The organism is Lactonifactor longoviformis DSM 17459 (genome assembly GCF_900129135.1).
GTDB lineage: Bacteria > Bacillota > Clostridia > Lachnospirales > Lachnospiraceae > Lactonifactor > Lactonifactor longoviformis.
In genome coordinates this window covers 39,514-59,528 of sequence record NZ_FQVI01000024.1, presented here as the reverse complement: position 1 = coordinate 59,528, position 20,015 = coordinate 39,514, and the positions used below count along the sequence as shown (strand labels likewise).

The window sequence follows — 20,015 nt, the reverse complement described above, 5'->3', positions numbered from 1 at the left end:
CTACTGGAACATGGCAATCCCCTGTTTGATGGCCCCTATAAAGGGCCCTGAAAACAGGCCCAGGATAAAATTGACGGCTGCAAATACTGTAATGGCTGTACAACCGGCTGCTCCCAGTTTTACTCTTCTCGACTTCTCAGATGCAGCCGCCGGGGTATAGATAATTATTACCGTACGGACAAAGTAAATAGCATTCAGCAATGTACTGATTGCAATCACGATAAATACAAGGACGACCTTTCTGGGATCCTCTGTAGCTGCCACAGCAAAAGAAATTTTAGATATAAATCCGCCGAACAGGGGAATCCCCACCAGGGAAAACGCGCCTACGGTGAAACCGATTCCGGCCAGCCGGCTCCTGTATCCCGCACCCTTTAATTCCTGTATACGATAGGTATGGCCGGAGGCCTGACTCAGCCCCTCTGCACTGATAAAGAGGAGAGATTTCGTAGCCGCGTGCACCAGGATATGAAACATTGCCGCTACCATTCCCGCACGGCTTCCCAGCCCAATCCCCATATACACATAACCAATCTGAGCTACTGAAGAGTATGCGTTCATATATCGGATGTCTTTTTCCCGAATGGCTCCCACAGAACCCAGGATTATAGCAAACACGCTGAATGCAAAGAGTACTTTTATAATATCGCTTCCCAGAATTGTATCCTTGCCCACTACCCGGTAGATAATCTTTATCAGCAGAAAAATATAGCTCTTTGACACCAGCCCGGACAGAATGGCACTGGAGGAAGGCAGGGAAAAGCCGTAAGCAGCGGGCATCCAGGAATGAAAAGGATACAGACCGCTCTTAATGGCCAGGCCAGCCGTGATAAGAATAATTACCATTAGCAGAGGGATATGATACTCCCCTCTTAGCATCAGCATCTTTACGCTTTCCTGAATATTTGGCATCAGCAGATGTCCGGTAACTGTATACAGGATACATACACCGATGAGAAAAAGGCCTGACCCCATAAGACTCATAATCATATATCTGGTTGCCGCCACATACACAGGACCTGTTTTCCTCACCATAATCAGGCCGCAGGCAGCTATTGTATTAATTTCTATAAACACATAGGCGGTAAAAATATCATTTGTATAGATCAATGCCAGAATCGCCCCAAGCATCAGATTCAGAAACAGAAAATACATGCCCAGGCTCCTGTCCTCCAGTTCCCGGCTAAGATGCTTCATCCCTCCCAGAACGGACAGCAGCATCACAAAGCTGAAAAAAGTAGCTGTTAAAGCTTCCAGAACGCCTACGCGTATCTCATTTCCCCAGGGTGCGGTATAATGCCCCATAGTATAGACAAAGCTTTCCCCTGTAGACATCACATAAGCAAGAGTTGCGGCAGAGAGCACAATCACAATCCCATTTACCGCAACTCCCAGATTCCTGGCCTTCTTCCCCTTTAAGACAGAGGAAATGACACCGGAGAACATGGAAACCATGATGGAAAAAAACGGAAAGTTGCACACAAATTCCAATTACTCCTCCTCCTTCCTCATCTTCATAATGATATAGTCCATATTAAGGGAATGATATTTCTGATACAGGCAGACCGTAAGGGCAAGCATCAGCGCTGTCACGCTCACGGACACTACAATTCCCGTGAGGACCAGGCCGCTGGGGATGGGATTAATGTACGCGTCCATTCTGGTGACCCCGTCTGTAACGATAGGCGCCCCCCTGCCTTCTATGTATCCCTGCGCCGCCAGAAACAAATAAGCAGCGGTGTCCATAATATTAAGACCAATTATCTTTTTTATCAGATTTTTGTGCAGAAGGAGAGCCGCCAGTCCGATACCGAAGAGAATCACAGAGGTAACAACCTCTCCATTTTCCAGAAAGTGCTCCAGCATCTCAAATCCCTCCTTTGCTGAAAAGTGCATAGAACGAATACATGGTACAGGCCACAACAATGCCAACTGCAATGTTCAGAGGCAGGATTAACCCTGCACTGAAGATATCACCAGGCGTTCCCAGCGGAATATGGCTGTTCAGGTGATTCGCACCTGTAAAAAAAGAGTAGCTTTTGGCAAGGCAGTAAAACCCAAGGGCAATCAGAGTACAGTTCTGAAACGTCTTTTCTGTAAAAAACTGTTCAATGGCCTCATATCCATAGGAATTCCTGAAAAGGATCAGACTCCCTCCTATAATTGCGCCTCCGGAAAATCCCCCTCCCGGCGACAGATGACCATTGAGAATCACATAAATTCCAAATAGGAACAGCATAGGAGACAGAATAAAAGTTACTCTCTGCAGGATTACATCTTCCTTCATTCCAATCTCCTTCTGGGATTTCGCTGTCTTCGCGCCGTCGCCGGCCTTCAGAAGGAGAAGCACCGCAGAAGCAGCGATAAATAAAACATTGGATTCCCCGAAGGTATCGAATGCCCTGTAGTCCAGGATCATTCCTGCAACAATGTTCACAGCGCCTGTCTCTTCCATCCCTTTTTCTATGTAACGCCGGGACACTTCATTGTTTACCGGATTGTCTGCATCCCCAAAGGGAGGGAGAAAATACACCACATAAAGCAAAGTTCCTACAATAAATACACCCATAAGCACCGTCAGAATCCGGTATATATAATGGTAGGCCTTCGCTTTTTCATAGGAATATCCAACATCCGGGATCTGTTCCAGATATGCGAGATAGTTATGCCCTGCTTTCTTTTCCCGTTCTTCCAGGGCCATGGGTTCAGGATCTTCGTAAAAAACATCATTTTCCCCGGCAATCCAACGCTCTAGTTTGCCAAAAAAGGTATGCTCGTAGTCTTTCTTAATCTTACTCATGCTTTTCGTCCTCTCCAATTGCCCGGATACGTTTGAGGGTTACAAAAAATAAGACGCTGGTTACCCCGGCGCCAACCGCAGCCTCCGTGATAGCAAGATCCGGGGACTTAAGCACCACCCACAAAATAGACATAATGACACTGTACGACATAAATATAGCTACAGATATCAGAAGACGCCTGGCCAGACAGGCGGAAAGAGCGCATACAATTAGTCCGAAAAACATTACAAATTTAAACGCTGTCAGCATCCTTCTTCACCTCTTTCTCTTTTTTCATCAGCTCATTGGTTGTCACTTCGAATTCGCAGAGCATATGGCTGCACACGGGACCTGCCATCCAGAAAAAAGCCAGGATGAACAGAAGTTTTGCTTCAACTGTGCCGCCCCACTGATACAGCATAAGGCCTATCAGAAGGCAGAGCTTCCCCAGCGAGTCCCCCATGGCTGCCGCATGCATCCGGTTAAGAGCCGTTCGGAAACGAAAATTGCCGATGGCTGCCCCAAGCATAATCACCAGGCCGCTCAGCATAAATGCAGCGCACAGTACAAATCTAATTTTCTCCCCAATCATGTTCTTCCTCGTCCTCCTTCTGTTTTTCTGCATACACCTTTAAATATAACTGTACCAGAACAACCACAGCCAAAAAGCTCAGCATAGCATAGATGAGACACACATCCAGCAGATAAGACTCTTTTAGAAGCATCGCCAGAATCGCTATTGCCACAATTGTAAGAGTACCGATTGCATTGACAGCTATAATCCGATCTGTGAGCTTCGGCCCTATAATGGAACGAATGACATAAATCAGAATAATAACTGCCAGGATAATCAGGCACAGGATAAAAAGACCTCTGTAATACTGTTCCATACTTATTCCTCCACTTTTTTAATAATCCTGATCATAAGACATTCGTCTATCCCCTGAGAAAAGTCTTTGTCCAGACAATGTACAGTAAAATCATTCCCGTCCACATCTACCGTAATGGTCCCTGGTGTCAGCGTGATATAGTTAGCCATCATAACCCGTCCTATATCCGTCTTAAAGTCCACTGTAAAATGCACCAGCACAGGTTCCACCTCATATTTAAAAGAAAAAATAAATCTCATGACACTGGCTGTTGCCTTTATTACCTCCAGGATAAGATTACCCAGATACCAGCACACAACTGGGATTTTTTTCAAAAACCGGACATCCCTTTTTAAGCTGTAACCCAGATACCTGCAGGCGAAAATAAATACCAGCAGAGAAATGACGATTCCCGCTCCAATAATTTCTCCGGTTATCTTCCCGTTTAACACAATCCAGAATAAAATAAATATAAGTAGCAATGATACACCTCCTTGACTATAGAGAAATTATGATTCGTTTCATTCCAGCGCTGTACTGCATTACCAGAAAGTAAATGCGGTACACAAATAAATTAGGGATTCTTTCAGTTTCACTCCGAGCGGAGCAAGAGAACAAGGCAAAATATTTACATATTTTCCAGACTTTGTCTATATTTTATCATAGTCTTTATGTATTTTCACGTTATATTTATTATAACATTGTACTTTTTTGTGCACAATTCCAATTATTCTTAAGGCTATTCCATATTTGAATTGCCTCATCCCGTTTTCGTTTATCCGGGGCACTCCCTCTAGAAAGATAATATCATGTACCATTCTTCCCTTCAAACCTCAAAATTGGAAGTTTTGTCCGATAGCATACACGAAAGGTACACCTGTATTATTTTCTGCTGAAAATGGACATATTTTCTTATTTTGTTTTAGTAAGCGCAATATCCCCAGGTTCCGTCCGTTTACGCAAAAAAAAATGCCGCAGTGTATAAAATCTCACTGCGGCACTCTTTTTGTCAAACCTATAGCTGTATCACCAGCGCTTATCTATCAGGGAGGTACTAAATTAACTCCTTTTCCTGCCCTTTGGCCACAGGAATCTGAAAGCCTGCAGTCCACCGTTCATAGCAGGATTCACATAAGTCAAAGGAATGACGCTCCCCGTCACGACTGGAAAAATATCCCCATACAATATCTACAGGGAAAACCCCTTCCATCACAATTCCGTTTTCCACCTTCAGTTCTCTTCCACACATGTTGCAGGACACCTGCTCCAGCTGTTTGGCCTGTTGGTTTTTGTATTTCCTCATCTGTATCCTCCCTTTAGAATCCCCTTCTGCGTTTACAAATGTATTATATCGAAAAAAAATACATAAATATAGTGGGAACGGTTTTCAAATTTAGCAAAAGATTACATTTTTCTCATCTCCTGATCATTACAATTCCGTCCTCCACAGGGGCTTCATAAAAATTCCTGCGGGTTCCCACCCTTTGGAACCCCATACTTTCGTAGAGTGCGAGTGCCCGTACATTACTCTTTCTGACCTCCAGAAAGCAGGAGGCAACCCCTGCCTGTTCTGCCTCTGTGAGAAGCTGCTCCAGGAGCATCCGTCCAATGCCCTTTCCCTGTTCACACTGCGCAACTGACACATTGGTAATCTCGCCTTCGTCCAGAGAGATCCACATTCCCGCATATCCTACGAGGCGTCCATCCTTTTCCGCGGCAAGATACAAGGTATCTTTTCGAAAAGCGCTGGAGTCAAAGCTCTCTCTGCTCCAGGGGCGGGAAAAATTCTCCTTTTCTATGTCTGCAGCCGTACAAGTGTCTCTGGGCTCCATTCTGCGAATCCGTATCATACCTGTTTCTGTCCCTTTAACCTTGCCGCCCGTTCTCTTTCCGCCTGTGATACCCGCAGATATTCCGGCTGGTGCTCTGCTGCGGACTGTACCTGTCCACTCTGATACAGCACCATTCCCAGTGCCCCCACAGATCCGGCCCGCTGCTTATTCACATGCGCCGGCGCGAAGGAATAGGGAACCTTTATCTTTTCCCGTATCAGATCTGCGTAGACCGGGACACCGTCCCCTAAAAAGATTACTTCCTGCCCAAGTGCATTCAGCTCCCCCATTAGTTCCTCAACCTTTACTGCCTTCTGTCCTGTGATAATGTTCATCTTCCCATCTTCGAATCTGTAGATCCCTGTATACACCTGACTTCTTCTGGCATCCATCATAGGGCAGATTAGCTGTCTGGCATCGTAGAGATTATAAGCCAGCGCATCCACTGTGGGAACCCCGATTAACGGTTTATCCAGAGCAAGCCCCAGCCCTTTGGCAGTGGCGGCGCCTATGCGCAGTCCCGTAAAGGACCCTGGTCCTGCAGCGACGGCAATGGCATCCAGGGAGTTAAGATCCAGTTCGATCATTTTACCAATCTCATCCAGCATAGGAAGCAGTGTCTGAGAATGTGTTTTTTTATAGTTTATGGTGTACTCTGCCAAGAGCCTGTCATCTTCCAGTACAGCCACAGAGGCCACCAGCCCGGAACTGTCAAGAGCTAAAAGTTTCATAATGAATCCATCCCTTCTATTATAATGCGGCGGTAATCAAAGCCTTTTTCCAGATCTTTCTCTATCGTAATCTGCCTGACATCCTCAGGAAGAATCTCTTCAATCAGATTCGCCCATTCTATGAGACAGATTCCGTTTCCGAAAAAGTAGTCATCATATCCAATCTCTTCCATCTCCTCCACATCCCCGATGCGGTAGACGTCAAAATGATAAAAGGGCAGCCTTCCGTCTTCATATTCCTGAATGATGGTAAAAGTAGGACTGCTGATAGGCTCTGTAATTCCCAGACCCTTTGCCACTCCCTGTGTGAATACTGTTTTTCCCACACCAAGATCACCCATCAATGTGTAAATTTCTCCCGGATGGGCTCTCTGTCCAATGGTTTCCCCCAGCCGGAAGGTTTCCTCTGGGCTGTTTGTTTCATATATCATAATTATCCTATTCCTATCCGTTTTCACTTAGAATCCTGTCTGAATCATGTGATTCTGTACAATTATAGCACAAGGCTGCACCGCACTGCAATCTCACATTTCTACAGGAGGCCTCCCGCACACCTGGTGAATCAGTACTTGCACCTTTCTCCATCCCATATTATAATAAGTTTTACGGCAGTATGCCAAATACGTAAAGGAAAAGGAGTACTATCTTATGGCAAATCCAGTAGTAACTATTACCATGGAAAACGGGGATGTGATGAAGGCAGAGCTATACCCGGAACTCGCACCCAATACAGTAAATAATTTTATCAGCCTTGTAAAGAAAGGGTTCTATGACGGTCTGATTTTTCACCGGGTCATCAAAGGTTTTATGATCCAGGGCGGATGCCCGGACGGCAACGGCATGGGAGGTCCCGGCTATACCATAAAAGGAGAGTTTGCCCAGAATGGATTCTCCAATGATCTGAAGCATACACCCGGAGTCCTCTCCATGGCCCGCGCCATGCATCCGGACTCCGCCGGTTCCCAGTTCTTTCTGATGCACAAGACTTCCCCGCATCTGGACGGGGCGTATGCCGCATTTGGAAAGGTGACAGAAGGCCTTGATATTGTAGATAAGATTGCAGAGACAGATACCGATTACAGCGACAAGCCGAGAGAGCCCCAGGTCATTCAGAGTATGACAGTGGAAACCTTTGGCGTCGACTATCCAGAACCTGAAAAGTGCTAATCTCTCAGTCAGAGACTGAAAAACGCTTCCGGGGAACCAACTGATGATGGTTCCCCGGAAGCGTTTTTCAGTATTTCATAAACCCTGACATCATACATCCTCCGGCCGCCCCGGCTGCCAGTACCTCTGCCATATTGCGCGGGGTAATCCCGCCGATGGCGTACACCGGCAGGCCGGTGGAGTCACAGACCTCTTTTAGATAGCGCAGACCTCTGGGAGGGATCCCTTCTTTGCAGTTCGTTGCATAGATATGTCCCGCAATGATATAGGAAGCGCCCAGCGCTTCCGCCTGCCGGGCTTCCTCCGAAGAATGCACAGATACTCCCACTGAGGAGAACTCCCCCAGATACTCCCTGTTTTTCTCCATTTGGGCAAATGCTATCTGAATGTCCGGGATTTTAAGCCTCCGGGCAGCCTGGATAAAATGATTCACCGCAAAGGGCTTTCCTGCATGACGGCAGATGTCCCGGCACTGTTCTGCCAGACTCTCATAGTCCTCCTGAGCCATATCCTTTTCCCTGAGAATAATTCTTTCTATCTCCGGAATCCCTGCAAGACTGTGGATCCTCTGAAGAAAATCCTCCCCGCACAGATGTCTGTTGGTAATGCAAATCATGGATTTATACTCTGACATAGTCCACATAAACCGGCTGCAGTCCCCGGTCAAGGATGGCCTGGTTCACTTCCTCCACATTTCTGGGGTCTGAAATCTCGAATTGTTCGTCCCCCTTTGCCTCTTCCCCGTGACCGCCCACACTCACTTTAACCCCGGCTGATATCTTTGTGGCACACATACCGATGACATGATCCCGAAAACCTGCCCGTTCCCTGGTAGATATGGTAATTCCGGCAAACGGCATGAATAGCCGGTACGCCAGCATTACCTGGAGAAGCTGTGTTTCGTGGACATCTTTAGGATTTACCTTGTCATTATTTATGATAGGGCGAAGTCTGGGGGGAGAGAATGAAATCTCCCCGTGAGGATACTTCTGCTGGATATAGCAGGCGTGCAGCCCGGTGGCAAAGGCGTCTTTTCTAAAGTCATCCAATCCCAGAAGGGCACCGAAGGCTACCCCGCGCATTCCACCTTTTAATGCCCTCTCCTGAGCATTGAAGCGATAGGGAAAGATCCTCTTGGGACCGCTCAGATGGAGTCGTTCGTATTTTTCGGGCTGATACGTCTCCTGGTAAACGCAGACATAGTCGGCCCCGCATGCATGGAGATATGCATATTCGTCACTATTGAGAGGATAAATCTCAATTCCCACCAGAGCAAAATATTTGGCCGCCAGTCTGACCGCCTCTCCGATATAATCTACGCCAGAGGCATGTCTTGACTCCCCTGTGAGAATCAGAATGTCCTGCAGCCCGGTGGCTGCAATGTTCTTCAGCTCCCGTTCGATCTCCTCCATGGACAGTTTCCCTCTGTGAATTCTGTTTTTGCAGTTAAACCCACAGTAAACACAGTTATTTTCACAGTAATTGGCTATGTACAGAGGGGTGAACAGGGAAACGGAATTACCAAAATGCTTTGCCGTCTCTTCTTTGCCTCTTTGCGCCATCTCTTCCAGGTATGGAGCCGCCGCCGGAGAAAGCAGGGCTGCAAAATCTTCTGTATCCAGAGACTCTTTTCTCAGCGCGGCCTTCACCTGGGCAGGTGTATAACGGTTGTAATCATATGCTGCCGTTTTTTTCAGTACTCTGTCCATAAGCTGATGGTCTGTAGCTTCCATACCCTCCTGATATTCCATATGACAGGTCTGTTCTGTTATCATATTTAATCCTCCAGAAAGCCGGTCAGAGGGCTGGATGCTACGGCTTTGTGTTCTACTACTCTTCCCAGTCCTGCCAGGTAGGCCATACGGCCAGATTCTATGGCTAATTTAAATGCAGACGCCATCAGCGCAGCATCGCTGGCAGTAGCGATAGCCGTATTGGCCATAATTGCGGCAACTCCCAGCTCCATAGCCTCACATGCCTGGGAGGGGCGCCCAATACCGGCGTCCACAATAATAGGAAGCTGGATTTCCTCCACCAGAATCTTGATAAACTCTCTGGTACAGAGCCCCTTATTGCTTCCAATAGGTGCTCCCAGAGGCATAATAGCCGCTGCCCCGGCGTTTACCATATCTCTTGCCGCATTCAGGTCCGGATACATATAAGGCATAACCACAAATCCTTCCTTTGCCAGGATTTCTGTTGCTTTAATTGTTTCGTAATTATCCGGCAAAAGGTATTTGCTGTCGTGCACAACTTCAATCTTTACAAAATCCCCGCACCCCAGTTCTCTGGCCAGTCTGGCGATCCGGACAGCCTCCTGTGCATTCCGGGCGCCGGAGGTATTGGGAAGAAGGGTGATTCCCTGGGGCATATAGTCCAGTATATTCTCTTCTCCCCCCATATTGGCTCTGCGGATGGCCAGGGTAGCCATTTCCACACCTCCGTTTTTTATTACTGCATCTGTCATCTCCAGTGAGAACTTTCCGGATCCCAGTATAAATCTGGACCGAAATTCATGTCCTCCTATTATTAACTTGTCAATCATCTTACTTTTCTCCTATTCCTCATGTAATTCCAACAGCAGCCGCAGGACCATATTTGCCTGATGACCCGCACATATCTGTACTCTTGGGGCCATAAGTCCCTGGCCGGGGGCTGCCCCGCTTGTCTGATCCCCGCAGAGAAAATAACGCTCCATCCTTTTTTCTGTATGTATGGCATTGGCGCTGGCGTATCCTGCCATACCCGAAGCCCCGACCAAATAGGTGCCGGGAAGTTTTTCTAAGATGACTGCGGTAAACTCTGCTTTTGTCTCCGGGGCATCAAAGGCCTCACAGATAACCTGACATCCCTGAAATATACCTTTTGCATTTTCAGCATCGATCTTCACGTCTATTGTCTCCACCTCTATATATGGATTTATCTGCCCAATCTGCATTTTCAAAGCCTCTGTCTTTTTCATTCCCAGATGGGATATCATGTAATTCTGCCGGTTCAGATTGCTGGGTTCCACCACATCAAAATCCACCAGCAGAAGATGTCCCACCCCGGTGCGGGCCAGCATAACTGCAATATGGGAACCCAGTCCCCCAAGACCTGCGATTCCCACTCTTCCTTTTTTCACCTTTCGGTGGACTCCCGGGGTATGCCGGGCCGCCATCATGGTCTCAAGCTCCCCGGGCTTTGGCATACTGCCTCTGGAGACAAAAAAAATCTCATCCCCGGGCTGCACAGAGTACACCCCCGAGGTGCAGTATCCATTTACAATGGTTATGTCATCCGCTCTGCCCAACTCCTTTTGAAGCTGCTCCAGCGTACAGGCGGGAAGCTCTCTCTCTTCCCCATTCAGAACCACTCTCATGGATCAACCTCCGCCCACAAAGCTTACAATCTCAAGAGTGTCAGCTTCGGTGAGCACTACCTCACCGTATCTGCTCTTGGATATGATTTCATGGTTTCTCTCTACCGCAATTCTATCCAATGGATATTTGTGTTCCCGTAAGAACATTTCCAGTGTTATCCTCTCCTCAAGGGCTACGTCTTTTCCGTTCACTCTCATCCGGCCTCTCTCCTATCTCTCAGAACAGAATTCCACTTTTTTGCCTTCCAGTATCATGTTAGTGGTGCGTACAGCACACATCTTCCCGCACATGGAACAGGTATGTCTGTCTGCAGGGGGGGTGCTCTCAAAGTACTCTCTGGCCTTCTCTTTGTCAATTGCCAGGGCAAACATCTCTTCCCAGTCCATCTTATGTCTTGCCGCTGCCATCTTGTCATCCGCGGTTCTGGCCCCTTTTATCCCCTTTGCAATATCTGCTGCATGTGCTGCGATCCTGCTCGCCACAATTCCTTCTCTCACATCATTTACATCCGGCAGACGCAGGTGCTCTGCAGGAGTTACATAACAGAGGAAGTCCGCACCGCTGGCGGCTGCTATAGCTCCCCCGATGGCGGAAGTAATGTGATCATACCCTGGTGCGATATCCGTCACCAGAGGACCAAGCACATAGAAAGGAGCATTGTGACACAGACGTTTTTGTATCTTCATATTCGCGGCAATCTCATCCATAGCCATATGTCCAGGCCCCTCTACCAGTACCTGTACATCCTTTGCCCAGGCCCTTCTGGTGAGATCCCCGATTTCAATCAACTCTGCAATCTGTCCCGCATCCGATCCGTCCTCCAGACATCCCGGCCGGAGAGCATCCCCAAGGCTGATGGTGACATCATGTTCTCTCAAAATCTCCAGCACCTGGTCATAATACTCAAAGAAAGGATTTTCATTGCCTGTCATCTCCATCCATGCAAAGAGAAGAGAACCTCCCCTGGAAACAATATTCATCTTTCTGCCCTCCCGGCGGAAACTCTCCACAGCCCTGCGGTTCAGGCCCGCATGAATGGTGACAAAGTCCACGCCCTCTCTGGCATGGGCCTCCACCACGCTCAGAAAATCCTGTGCTGAGATCTCCAGCAAATCTTTGTCCAGATACCCGATGGCATCATACATAGGCACCGTCCCTATCATGGCAGTAGATTTTTCGATGAGTTTTTCTCTGAAATCATGGGTTTTTCCGTAATTGCTCAGATCCATAATGGATTCCACGCCAAAATCCAGCGCCATATCCACCTTCTTCATCTCCCGCTCATAGTCCTTGCTGTCTCCTGAGATTCCCAGATTAACATTAATCTTTGTCCGGAGTCCGGCGCCAACCCCTTCCGGAGACAGAGAAGTATGGTGGATATTAGAAGGCACTGCCACCTCCCCAGACGCCATTTTTCCCATAAGCTCCCTCAGATCCATTTGTTCTTTTTCAGCCACTGCTTTCATCTGCGGAGTTACAATTCCTTTTTTCGCCGCTTCCATCTGCGTGTAATATTCGCGCATTATCCTATCCTCCTTTATGTATTTCTTGAATAGCAAATGCGCCAGAACACGTTTCCAAACGGACACAAAAAAGGCAGGTATATTACTACCTGCCAGTCCATTGGGTCTTTATAAAATAAAAAAAGTTCACTAATAACTGTGAACATTCTGCCTTTTACTAAATTCCGAATGCTCCCTACCACAGTGTTAACTGTCAGGTTCAAAGGGTTAGACAGCCTCTTCTGTCATTCTCAACTACACTTAGTTCCCCTGCATCGCTATTCAATTGGTTTCATTATAATCATGAGTCCATCCGTTGTCAATCATTTCTCAAAAAAAATATCCTATTCCGGAAGAAGGCGGGCTACGCCATCCCCTCCCAGATCTTTTCCATTCTGGCCTGCCCGCTGGTAGCCTCTGTAATCTCATACTTCAGTTCCTCAGCCATTTCAAAGGGGACCTGTACCTGAAGCCGCACCTGTTCCGTATATTCAGCATCCTTCACAGGCAGTCCTCTCTGCCCCAGCAGGTATTGAATTTTCCCGATCCCATTGTAATCCGTCGCAATCTCCAGAAGTATGACATGACGCTTTATCACCACACTGCTATTTTTCAATCCCTCCTGCACTGCTTTGGAATATGCTCTTACCAGGCCGCCGGTTCCCAGCAGGGTTCCCCCAAAATATCTGGTGACTACCACTGCCGTATCGTGAAGCTCCTCCCCCAGAAGCACATCCAGCATAGGCTTTCCAGCAGTCTGGCTGGGCTCCCCGTCATCGCTGCAGCGCATAGTTTCCCCCTGCGCTCCGATGACATAAGCATAACAATTGTGGGAGGCATTCCAGTATTTTTTTCTCATCTCCTCAAGAAAAGACAGCGCTTCTTCTTCTGATTTCACCGGGCGAACTGTAGCTATAAATCTTGATTTTTTCTCTACAATCTCTCCCTCTCCCCCAATTTCCACGATTTTATATTCATTTCGCATAATATTCGTATCCTCTTTATAGTTTTGTAGTATCTTCGCCTTTATTTTAACATGTTTCTTAAGGATTTGGGAAGCAATTGTGAAGTTTTTAATTGGGGCTTTATTTCACAATTCTCTTTTGTTATAATGGATGGGAAAAGGAGGCAACATTCATGAACTTTGGAAAAAGAGCGACTTCCAAGAAACGCAATGCCCTAACCTCCCGTTCCACTATGGTAGGTAACAAAGCACACGTTTCTTTCCTTCGGGTTATATTTGCATCTCTGATTGCAGTTTTTGTCCTGTGCGCCTGTACAGGCTTCGGTGCTGTGAGGGGTCTGATTGACAATGCCCCTGAGATTTCCGATGTAAATATTATGCCCATTGGTGCTGCTACCTTCGTGTATGATACAGAGGGCAATCAGATTCAGAAATTAACTGCACCCAATTCGAATCGTATGCCTGTGACCATTGACCAGATTCCTCTGGATCTGCAACACGCCGTAGTTGCTATTGAGGATGAACGGTTTTATGAGCATAACGGAATCGATATCCGCGGTATTATCCGTGCAGGTGTTAAGGGTATCACTACAGGCCACTTTTCTGAGGGCGCCAGTACAATTACCCAGCAGTTATTAAAGAATAACGTATTCACCGGCTGGACACACGAGTCAACGGTAGAAAGATTCAAAAGAAAATTCCAGGAACAGTACCTTGCCATCCAGCTTGAGAAACAGCTGAAGGATAAAAATGTAATTCTGGAAAACTATTTAAACACAATTAACCTGGGCGCTGGTACCTACGGGGTACAGGCGGCATCTCACCGATATTTTGATAAAGATGTACAAGACCTGACCTTGTCTGAATGCACGGTTTTGGCAGGTATTACACAAAATCCGACCAAGTACAATCCAATCACGCATCCTGAGGACAATGCAGAGCGCCGGCAAAAAGTACTGAAAAACATGCTGGAACAGGGTTATATCACCCAGGAACAGCACGATGAGGTACTGGCTGACAATGTTTACGAGAGAATTCAGCAGACAGAGGCAGAGACAGCAGACGATAACTCTGTATACAGCTATTATATCGATGAATTGACCAAGCAGGTGATCCAGGATCTGCAGGATCAGAAGGGCTATACCTCCCAGCAGGCATACAATGCTCTGTACAGCGGCGGTCTTCAGATCTACTGTACACAGGACCAGAATATACAGCAGATCTGCGATGAGGAATACCAGGACCCTGATAATTTCCCGTCCGGGTCACAGGTGAGTCTGGACTATGCCCTTACCCTCAAGCATCCTAACGGAGAAGAGGAGAATTACAGCAAAGAAATGATGAAAGCCTACTTCCAGGAATCAGATTCTGACTTTACACTCCTCTTTGACAGCGAAGAAGATGCCCAGCCCTATATTGACTCATACAAAGAGCATCTTATGGCCGATGGCAGTACAGTGGTAGCTGAAAAGGCAATCTACACACCCCAGCCCCAGTCTTCGCTGGTAGTAATGGATCAGCATACAGGATATGTAAAAGCACTGGTTGGAGGCAGAGGGGAGAAAACTGCCAGCCTGACACTGAACCGGGCCACTAATACACTTAGGCAGCCAGGTTCTACCTTCAAAATAGTATCCACCTATGCCCCTGCTCTGGACGTCTGTGACAAGACACTGGCGAGCACTTATGAGGATGAACCGTTTGAATATGAGGGAGGCCGTCCGGTCAAGAACTGGCTGACCAATTCCTACGGGGGAACCACTACCATACGGGATGCTATCATTAATTCTGTCAACGTGGTGGCAGTCAAATGTCTAACAGAAATCACCCCGGAACTGGGTTATGAGTATCTGAAAAAATTCGGATTTACTACTATTTATGACTACAAGGAAATTAACGGCAAGATATACAGCGATGTCCGGCAGCCTCTGGCACTTGGAGGTATCACCCTTGGTGTGAGCAATCTTGAGCTGACCGCTGCCTACGCCGCCATTGCCAACGAGGGTACCTATACCAAACCAATTTTCTACACTAAGATTCTGGACAGCGACGGAAATACCGTCATTGACAATACACCTGAGACCACATCTGTAATCAAGCCAAGCACTGCTTATCTTCTCACAAGTGCGATGGAAGACGTGGTCAAAGAGGGTACAGGTACGCGTTTAAAATTATCCGGTATGCCTGTAGCAGGTAAAACAGGTACCACCTCCGGTTATAACGATGTTTGGTTTGCAGGCTATACGCCTTACTATACCTGCGCGGTATGGGCAGGCTATGATGATAATGAGAAGCTTCCGAAATCCGGAATCTACAGGTCCTATCACCAGACTTTATGGAAAAAAATTATGGGCAGAATTCATGAGGATCTGAAAGAAAAAGATTTTGAGATGCCCTCCACGGTGGAGAAAGAAACGGTATGTGCTACTACCGGGCTTCGTCCAAATGCCGGATGCCCGACTATCACAGAATATTTCGATAAGACAACACTTCCCACCAAGCGGTGCAACAAGCACAGCAATTACCGGAGAAGCGACGACACAGAATCCAATAATGAATCTTCCGGCAGCAATCAGAGGGAGGAAAACACGAATAACACCACTCCTCCAACCACCGGAGAGAATCCTAACGGCAATAATACAAACAATAACCAGCCGGAAAATCCTAACGGCAATACCGGGGATCAGCCCGGAGGCAACACCGGACAGCCGGGTACTCCGGAAGAGCCGACAACGCCCACACCGCCCGTAGAAGGCGGAGATCAGCCCGGAGGCAATACCGGGGATCAGCCGGGCGGGGATACCCCACAGCCGGGCACCTGACAGAGCATAAGATCACATAAGGACATTGCGCTTACAAGCGCAATGTCCTTTGTTTTCTCTTATCCCGCGCATGGAGCTGCAAGACGCCCAAATTGCAGGATACAAATCCAGAGAGAAATTGGGGCCGGGTAGATATCACAATCAGCTCCCCACAGCATCCAGTATCAGCTTTGCGGCTCCCACAATACCCGCATCATTACCCAGCTTTGCCAAAACCAGCGGAGTGTCCCTGCAGGCACTGAAGGCATATTTTTTATAGCTCTTTTCAACAGCCTGTATCAATACATCCCCTGCCTTTGAAACACCTCCCCCGATAACAATGACCTCAGGGTCTACTACACAGGAAAAATTACCCAGTGCCCGTCCCAGGCAGTCGGAAAAGACAGAGACTATATCTGCCGCCAGCTGGTCTCCCTCTTTATAGGCGTCAAAGACTGCTTTGGCAGTAATCTCTTGTCCCCGAAGTACAGACGTTTTTTCTGATTGGGCAAGCATCCTGCGGGCGATCCTGGCGATTCCCGTAGCCGACGCGGTCTGTTCCAGACACCCGTGGCCGCCGCAGTTGCACGCTTCTTCTTCGTTGGGATCCACACAGGCATGCCCAATCTCCCCTCCTGCACCGTGGGCACCTGCCACGATCCTGCCGTTTACGATAATTCCTCCGCCAACACCAGTTCCGAGAGTAACCAGAATCATGTTTCTGGCTCCTTCACCGCCGCCCTTCCACATCTCTCCCAGGGCAGCCACATTGGCATCATTTGCCGCTTTGACAGGGTATCCGGAAAGAGTCCTCAATTCTTCCTCTATACACTTTTGTCCCCAATGGAGATTAACCGCACAGGGAATCTCCCCTTTTTCATTCACCGGTCCGGGGACACCGATTCCTATACCAGCCACATCCTTTGCAGGGATGGAAGCATCCTTTGCCTTTCGAAGAATGGACTCTGCCACATCGGGCAGTATGTGCATTCCCCCTTCCTCTACACGGGTCTTAATCTCCCATTTGTCCAGTACCTTCCCACTGGTGTCAAATAGGCCGCACTTTATTGTAGTACCGCCTACGTCAATTCCAAAGCAATACTGTGCCATACATTAATCCTCCCTCTTTTTCGCAATATTCTCCTGTACCCGCTTGTACAGTTCCTTTGCCGCATTATATCCCATCTTTTTCTGTCTGTGGTTTACTGCAGCAGATTCAACTATCACAGCGAGATTTCTTCCCGGACGTATAGGAAGAGAATGGCACACTACCTTATTGCCCAGGAATTCTGTATATTCCTCCTCCAGCCCGAGTCTGTCATACTCTTTATCCTTACTCCATTCCTCCAGCTTAATTACCAGATCAATGGCCTGGGTATCCTTTACACTCTCTACGCCGAACAGGGTTTTTACATCTATAATTCCAATTCCCCTCAGCTCAATAAAATGCCTGGTAATATCCGGAGCCGAACCTACCAGTGTCACATCGCTGACACGCCGAATCTCCACAACATCGTCACTTACCAGACGGTGTCCTCTTTTAATCAGCTCCAGAGCAGCCTCGCTCTTACCTATCCCGCTCTCACCCATGATGAGAACGCCCTCTCCGTACACATCTACAAGCACACCGTGGACAGAGATACAAGGCGCAAGCTGAACATTCAGCCAGCGGATAATCTCCGCCATAAAATTAGAGGTTGTCTTATCTACCGTTAAGGTAGGTACCTGATACTTTTCAGCCAGCCGGAGCATATCCTCATCCGGATGTGTCATCGTGCTGAAAACCACACAGGGAATTTTGCTGGACACAAACCTTTCATAGGCGGCGACTTTTTCTTCCCGGGTAAGATGCTGAAGATATGTGTATTCCACGTATCCGATAATCTGTACCCTTTCATTCTCAAAATGCTCCAGATAACCTGTCAGCTGAAGTGCCGGCCGGTTAATATCCGGAAGGGTAATCCTTATCTCAGACATATCAATATCAGGGGTTGCATTATAAAGCCCCAGCTCCTGCACCATTTTCTTAAGTTCTACACCTTTCATATGTGCTCTCCTTTGCGATTTCTTAGATTTTATTCTACCACATACGATCTTTCACTTCAACAAATCCATCTGCTAATCTTCCCCTTCATGAAAAAATGCATACACCTGGCGTGCACTTCTTGCATTCATAGACGGCACCTTTTCCAGCTCCTCTAAGGATGCCTCCCTGATAGGTTCCAGCCCCTTGAAATACTTCATCAGCGCCTTTCTGCGGGCAGGCCCTACTCCCTCAATATCATCCAAGACAGAGTGAACCTGCCCCTTGCTTCTCAGCGACCGGTGATATTCAATGGCGAACCGATGGGCTTCATCCTGGATTCTGGTAATCAGTTTGAACCCTTCGCTGGACCGGTCAATTGGAATCTCTGCATTATTGAAATACAGCCCCCTTGTCCTGTGTTTGTCATCTTTTACCATTCCGCATACTGGAATCTCCAGACCCAGGCGGTTCAGAACATCCAGGGCAATATTTACCTGTCCTTTTCCCCCGTCCATCATAAGCAAATCCGGAAATTTAGTAAAGCTTCCGTATTCCCGTTCCAGATTTTTCTCCCTCTGTTCTTCCTGTTCATCCATCCCATGGGTAAACCGGCGGGTAAGTACCTCTTCCATACTGGCATAATCGTTGGTGCCCTTCACCCATTTGATTTTAAATTTCCTGTAATCACTGCGCTTTGGTTTTCCTTTTTCATAGACAATCATAGAGCCCACAGACTGAAATCCGCTGATGTTAGAGATATCAAAAGCTTCTATCCGGTTTACATCCTGAAGTCCCAGCCATTGGGAGATCTCTTTGACTGCCCCTATGGTTCTTCCCTCTTCCCGCTTTATCTTTTCCCGATCCTGGCTTAAAACAAGCTGGGCATTCTGGGCCGCCAGCTCCACCAACTTTTCCTTTGTCCCCTTTTTGGGCACTTTCAGTCTTACCTTCTGGCCCCTCCGTTTGCCGAGCCATTCTTCTATGATTTCCTGATCCTCTATCTCTTCCTGAAGCATAATTTCCTTCGGAATATATGGCGTACCTGCATAAAACTGTTTCAGAAAGCTGGAGACCACCAAAGCTCTGCCGTCACCTTCTGCCACTTTAATATAAAAGTGATCTCTTCCGATTAGACGTCCGTCCCTGACAAAGAATACCTGGGCCACCGCGTCCTCTCCGTCCATAGCCACAGCGATTACATCCTTGTCGTCTCCATGCTGATCCGTAATCTTCTGACGCTCCTGAATCCTTCCTACGCTTTGGATCAGATCACGGTACTGGGCAGCGTCCTCAAAGTTCATCTCTTCTGCCGCCTGCTTCATCTTTTCTTCCAACTCCCGGATTACCGGCTTACTGTTCCCTCCCAGAAAATCCAGAAGCTTCTCTACCTGTTTATGATATTCCTCCTTAGAAATGTAGCCCTGGCAGGGGGCTTTGCACTGTTTAATATGGTAATACAGGCAGGGACGTTCCTTTCCGATATCCTTGGGGAGATTCCGGTTGCAGGACCTCAGATGATAAAGCTTTCTGGAAAGCTCCACTGCATCCTTCACCGCACCTGCACTGGTATAGGGGCCATAATACCGGCATTTATCCTTTTTCATCTGGTGAGAGAAAAGTACCCGGGGAAACTCTTCGTTCACGGTCACCTTGATAAAGGGATATCCCTTATCATCCTTAAGCATAGTGTTATATTTAGGCCGGTGCTCTTTGATGAGATTACACTCCAGGACCAGCGCCTCCAGCTCTGAATCTGTAATAATATACTCAAAACGCTCAATCTGCGTGACCATACGCTCAATTTTAGCGCCTTTGTTCCTGCTTGACTGAAAATACTGCCGCACCCGGTTTTTCAGACTGATGGCTTTTCCCACATATATAATTGCATCTTTCTTATCATGCATGATATAGACGCCGGGCTTTGCCGGCAGTTTTTTTAATTCCTCTTCCAAATCCATACTGCTCTCCTCTATCTGCCTGA

23 protein-coding genes and 1 riboswitch are annotated in these 20,015 nt (G+C 47.5%); of the genes, 2 read left to right on the top strand and 21 right to left on the bottom strand.

The genetic code is table 11. The annotated features are described in order from the left end of the window. From BUA56_RS17620 to tsaE, 11 genes are all read right to left on the bottom strand, one after another. On the bottom strand, positions 1–1,482 hold the full coding sequence (locus BUA56_RS17620; protein WP_341443516.1) for a complex I subunit 5 family protein: 1,482 nt from the start codon (positions 1,480–1,482) through the stop codon (positions 1–3). Between the two features lie 9 nt (positions 1,483–1,491). Continuing rightward, positions 1,492–1,866, bottom strand: a complete 375-nt coding sequence (locus BUA56_RS17615; RefSeq protein WP_072854091.1) for a sodium:proton antiporter — start codon at positions 1,864–1,866, stop codon at positions 1,492–1,494. A gap of 1 nt (position 1,867) precedes the next feature. Then, positions 1,868–2,800 (bottom strand): hydrogen gas-evolving membrane-bound hydrogenase subunit E, encoded by a 933-nt coding sequence (gene mbhE / locus BUA56_RS17610; protein WP_072854090.1) that lies wholly within the window; start codon positions 2,798–2,800, stop codon positions 1,868–1,870. Then, positions 2,793–3,050 carry a hydrogenase subunit MbhD domain-containing protein gene (locus BUA56_RS17605; RefSeq protein WP_072854089.1) on the bottom strand — a complete coding sequence of 86 codons (258 nt, stop codon included), beginning with the start codon at positions 3,048–3,050 and terminating at the stop codon, positions 2,793–2,795. The genes mbhE and BUA56_RS17605 overlap by 8 nt, the downstream gene beginning before the upstream one ends. Next, entirely contained in the window at positions 3,034–3,372 is a 339-nt protein-coding gene (locus BUA56_RS17600; RefSeq protein WP_072854088.1) for a cation:proton antiporter, read from the bottom strand. Before BUA56_RS17600 ends, BUA56_RS17605 begins: the two co-directional genes overlap by 17 nt. Continuing rightward, on the bottom strand, positions 3,353–3,670 hold the full coding sequence (locus BUA56_RS17595) for an MrpF/PhaF family protein (protein WP_072854087.1): 318 nt from the start codon (positions 3,668–3,670) through the stop codon (positions 3,353–3,355). The genes BUA56_RS17600 and BUA56_RS17595 overlap by 20 nt, the downstream gene beginning before the upstream one ends. A 2-nt stretch (positions 3,671–3,672) precedes the next feature. After that, positions 3,673–4,131 carry a Na+/H+ antiporter subunit E gene (locus BUA56_RS17590; RefSeq protein ID WP_072854086.1) on the bottom strand — a complete coding sequence of 153 codons (459 nt, stop codon included), beginning with the start codon at positions 4,129–4,131 and terminating at the stop codon, positions 3,673–3,675. Positions 4,132–4,703: 572 nt separating this feature from the next. Next, the gene (locus tag BUA56_RS17585) at positions 4,704–4,952 is read right to left on the bottom strand and encodes a hypothetical protein (protein WP_072854085.1); all 249 of its coding nucleotides are present in this window, start codon (positions 4,950–4,952) and stop codon (positions 4,704–4,706) included. 112 nt (positions 4,953–5,064) lie between these two features. Further along, on the bottom strand, positions 5,065–5,499 hold the full coding sequence (rimI, locus tag BUA56_RS17580) for a ribosomal protein S18-alanine N-acetyltransferase (protein ID WP_072854083.1): 435 nt from the start codon (positions 5,497–5,499) through the stop codon (positions 5,065–5,067). Continuing rightward, positions 5,496–6,212, bottom strand: coding sequence for a tRNA (adenosine(37)-N6)-threonylcarbamoyltransferase complex dimerization subunit type 1 TsaB (gene tsaB / locus BUA56_RS17575; RefSeq protein WP_072854081.1), 717 nt, complete (start codon positions 6,210–6,212; stop codon positions 5,496–5,498). Before tsaB ends, rimI begins: the two co-directional genes overlap by 4 nt. Continuing rightward, entirely contained in the window at positions 6,209–6,643 is a 435-nt protein-coding gene (gene tsaE, locus BUA56_RS17570; RefSeq protein WP_072854079.1) for a tRNA (adenosine(37)-N6)-threonylcarbamoyltransferase complex ATPase subunit type 1 TsaE, read from the bottom strand. Before tsaE ends, tsaB begins: the two co-directional genes overlap by 4 nt. A 217-nt stretch (positions 6,644–6,860) precedes the next feature. On the opposite strand from tsaE, the gene BUA56_RS17565 reads away from it, so the two are divergent. Then, positions 6,861–7,379, top strand: a complete 519-nt coding sequence (locus BUA56_RS17565) for a peptidylprolyl isomerase (protein ID WP_072854077.1) — start codon at positions 6,861–6,863, stop codon at positions 7,377–7,379. Positions 7,380–7,446: 67 nt separating this feature from the next. Here BUA56_RS17565 and BUA56_RS17560 read toward each other — a convergent pair whose 3' ends face one another. From BUA56_RS17560 to BUA56_RS17530, 7 genes are all read right to left on the bottom strand, one after another. Further along, positions 7,447–8,013, bottom strand: coding sequence for a thiamine phosphate synthase (locus tag BUA56_RS17560; RefSeq protein ID WP_207650950.1), 567 nt, complete (start codon positions 8,011–8,013; stop codon positions 7,447–7,449). Continuing rightward, entirely contained in the window at positions 8,000–9,154 is a 1,155-nt protein-coding gene (gene thiH / locus BUA56_RS17555; protein WP_072854075.1) for a 2-iminoacetate synthase ThiH, read from the bottom strand. Before thiH ends, BUA56_RS17560 begins: the two co-directional genes overlap by 14 nt. 2 nt (positions 9,155–9,156) lie before the next feature. Continuing rightward, a complete protein-coding gene (locus BUA56_RS17550) occupies positions 9,157–9,924 on the bottom strand; it encodes a thiazole synthase (protein WP_072854073.1) in 768 nt (255 codons plus the stop codon). Positions 9,925–9,936: 12 nt separating this feature from the next. Then, positions 9,937–10,740, bottom strand: a complete 804-nt coding sequence (gene thiF / locus BUA56_RS17545; protein WP_072854071.1) for a sulfur carrier protein ThiS adenylyltransferase ThiF — start codon at positions 10,738–10,740, stop codon at positions 9,937–9,939. A gap of 3 nt (positions 10,741–10,743) precedes the next feature. After that, positions 10,744–10,938, bottom strand: a complete 195-nt coding sequence (gene thiS, locus BUA56_RS17540) for a sulfur carrier protein ThiS (protein ID WP_072854069.1) — start codon at positions 10,936–10,938, stop codon at positions 10,744–10,746. Positions 10,939–10,950: 12 nt separating this feature from the next. Further along, a complete protein-coding gene (gene thiC, locus BUA56_RS17535) occupies positions 10,951–12,264 on the bottom strand; it encodes a phosphomethylpyrimidine synthase ThiC (RefSeq protein WP_072854068.1) in 1,314 nt (437 codons plus the stop codon). 155 nt (positions 12,265–12,419) lie between these two features. After that, positions 12,420–12,525, bottom strand: a riboswitch (TPP riboswitch). A gap of 82 nt (positions 12,526–12,607) precedes the next feature. Next, positions 12,608–13,228 (bottom strand): YigZ family protein, encoded by a 621-nt coding sequence (locus tag BUA56_RS17530; RefSeq protein WP_072854066.1) that lies wholly within the window; start codon positions 13,226–13,228, stop codon positions 12,608–12,610. 152 nt (positions 13,229–13,380) lie between these two features. Here BUA56_RS17530 and BUA56_RS17525 point away from each other — a divergent pair, with 152 nt between their 5' ends. Then, the gene (locus tag BUA56_RS17525) at positions 13,381–16,029 is read left to right on the top strand and encodes a transglycosylase domain-containing protein (protein WP_072854064.1); all 2,649 of its coding nucleotides are present in this window, start codon (positions 13,381–13,383) and stop codon (positions 16,027–16,029) included. 141 nt (positions 16,030–16,170) lie between these two features. On the opposite strand, the gene BUA56_RS17520 is transcribed toward BUA56_RS17525, so the two are convergent. The 3 genes from BUA56_RS17520 to uvrC all read right to left on the bottom strand — a co-directional run bounded on the left by BUA56_RS17520 (position 16,171) and on the right by uvrC (position 19,992). Continuing rightward, complete coding sequence (locus BUA56_RS17520; RefSeq protein ID WP_072854062.1) at positions 16,171–17,118, bottom strand: ROK family glucokinase; 948 nt, start codon at positions 17,116–17,118, stop codon at positions 16,171–16,173. A gap of 3 nt (positions 17,119–17,121) precedes the next feature. Then, entirely contained in the window at positions 17,122–18,054 is a 933-nt protein-coding gene (gene hprK, locus BUA56_RS17515; RefSeq protein WP_072854059.1) for an HPr(Ser) kinase/phosphatase, read from the bottom strand. Positions 18,055–18,126: 72 nt separating this feature from the next. Next, positions 18,127–19,992, bottom strand: coding sequence for an excinuclease ABC subunit UvrC (gene uvrC, locus BUA56_RS17510; RefSeq protein ID WP_072854057.1), 1,866 nt, complete (start codon positions 19,990–19,992; stop codon positions 18,127–18,129). Positions 19,993–20,015: the final 23 nt, after the last annotated feature.

Excerpts from the sequence above, each read along its gene's own strand:
- tsaE (WP_072854079.1), bottom strand. The coding sequence starts at position 6,643 with ATGATATATGAAACAAACAGCCCAGAGGAAACCTTCCGGCTGGGGGAA.
- BUA56_RS17605 (WP_072854089.1), bottom strand. The coding sequence starts at position 3,050 with ATGCTGACAGCGTTTAAATTTGTAATGTTTTTCGGACTAATTGTATGC.
- BUA56_RS17595 (WP_072854087.1), bottom strand. The coding sequence starts at position 3,670 with ATGGAACAGTATTACAGAGGTCTTTTTATCCTGTGCCTGATTATCCTG.
- BUA56_RS17600 (WP_072854088.1), bottom strand. The coding sequence starts at position 3,372 with ATGATTGGGGAGAAAATTAGATTTGTACTGTGCGCTGCATTTATGCTG.
- mbhE (WP_072854090.1), bottom strand. The coding sequence starts at position 2,800 with ATGAGTAAGATTAAGAAAGACTACGAGCATACCTTTTTTGGCAAACTA.
- thiF (WP_072854071.1), bottom strand. The coding sequence starts at position 10,740 with ATGAGAGTGGTTCTGAATGGGGAAGAGAGAGAGCTTCCCGCCTGTACG.
- thiC (WP_072854068.1), bottom strand. The coding sequence starts at position 12,264 with ATGCGCGAATATTACACGCAGATGGAAGCGGCGAAAAAAGGAATTGTA.
- BUA56_RS17550 (WP_072854073.1), bottom strand. The coding sequence starts at position 9,924 with ATGATTGACAAGTTAATAATAGGAGGACATGAATTTCGGTCCAGATTT.
- uvrC (WP_072854057.1), bottom strand. The coding sequence starts at position 19,992 with ATGGATTTGGAAGAGGAATTAAAAAAACTGCCGGCAAAGCCCGGCGTC.
- hprK (WP_072854059.1), bottom strand. The coding sequence starts at position 18,054 with ATGAAAGGTGTAGAACTTAAGAAAATGGTGCAGGAGCTGGGGCTTTAT.
- BUA56_RS17565 (WP_072854077.1), top strand. The coding sequence starts at position 6,861 with ATGGCAAATCCAGTAGTAACTATTACCATGGAAAACGGGGATGTGATG.
- BUA56_RS17530 (WP_072854066.1), bottom strand. The coding sequence starts at position 13,228 with ATGCGAAATGAATATAAAATCGTGGAAATTGGGGGAGAGGGAGAGATT.
- tsaB (WP_072854081.1), bottom strand. The coding sequence starts at position 6,212 with ATGAAACTTTTAGCTCTTGACAGTTCCGGGCTGGTGGCCTCTGTGGCT.
- BUA56_RS17560 (WP_207650950.1), bottom strand. The coding sequence starts at position 8,013 with ATGTCAGAGTATAAATCCATGATTTGCATTACCAACAGACATCTGTGC.
- thiS (WP_072854069.1), bottom strand. The coding sequence starts at position 10,938 with ATGAGAGTGAACGGAAAAGACGTAGCCCTTGAGGAGAGGATAACACTG.
- rimI (WP_072854083.1), bottom strand. The coding sequence starts at position 5,499 with ATGATACGGATTCGCAGAATGGAGCCCAGAGACACTTGTACGGCTGCA.
- BUA56_RS17520 (WP_072854062.1), bottom strand. The coding sequence starts at position 17,118 with ATGGCACAGTATTGCTTTGGAATTGACGTAGGCGGTACTACAATAAAG.
- thiH (WP_072854075.1), bottom strand. The coding sequence starts at position 9,154 with ATGATAACAGAACAGACCTGTCATATGGAATATCAGGAGGGTATGGAA.
- BUA56_RS17585 (WP_072854085.1), bottom strand. The coding sequence starts at position 4,952 with ATGAGGAAATACAAAAACCAACAGGCCAAACAGCTGGAGCAGGTGTCC.
- BUA56_RS17615 (WP_072854091.1), bottom strand. The coding sequence starts at position 1,866 with ATGCTGGAGCACTTTCTGGAAAATGGAGAGGTTGTTACCTCTGTGATT.
- BUA56_RS17525 (WP_072854064.1), top strand. The coding sequence starts at position 13,381 with ATGAACTTTGGAAAAAGAGCGACTTCCAAGAAACGCAATGCCCTAACC.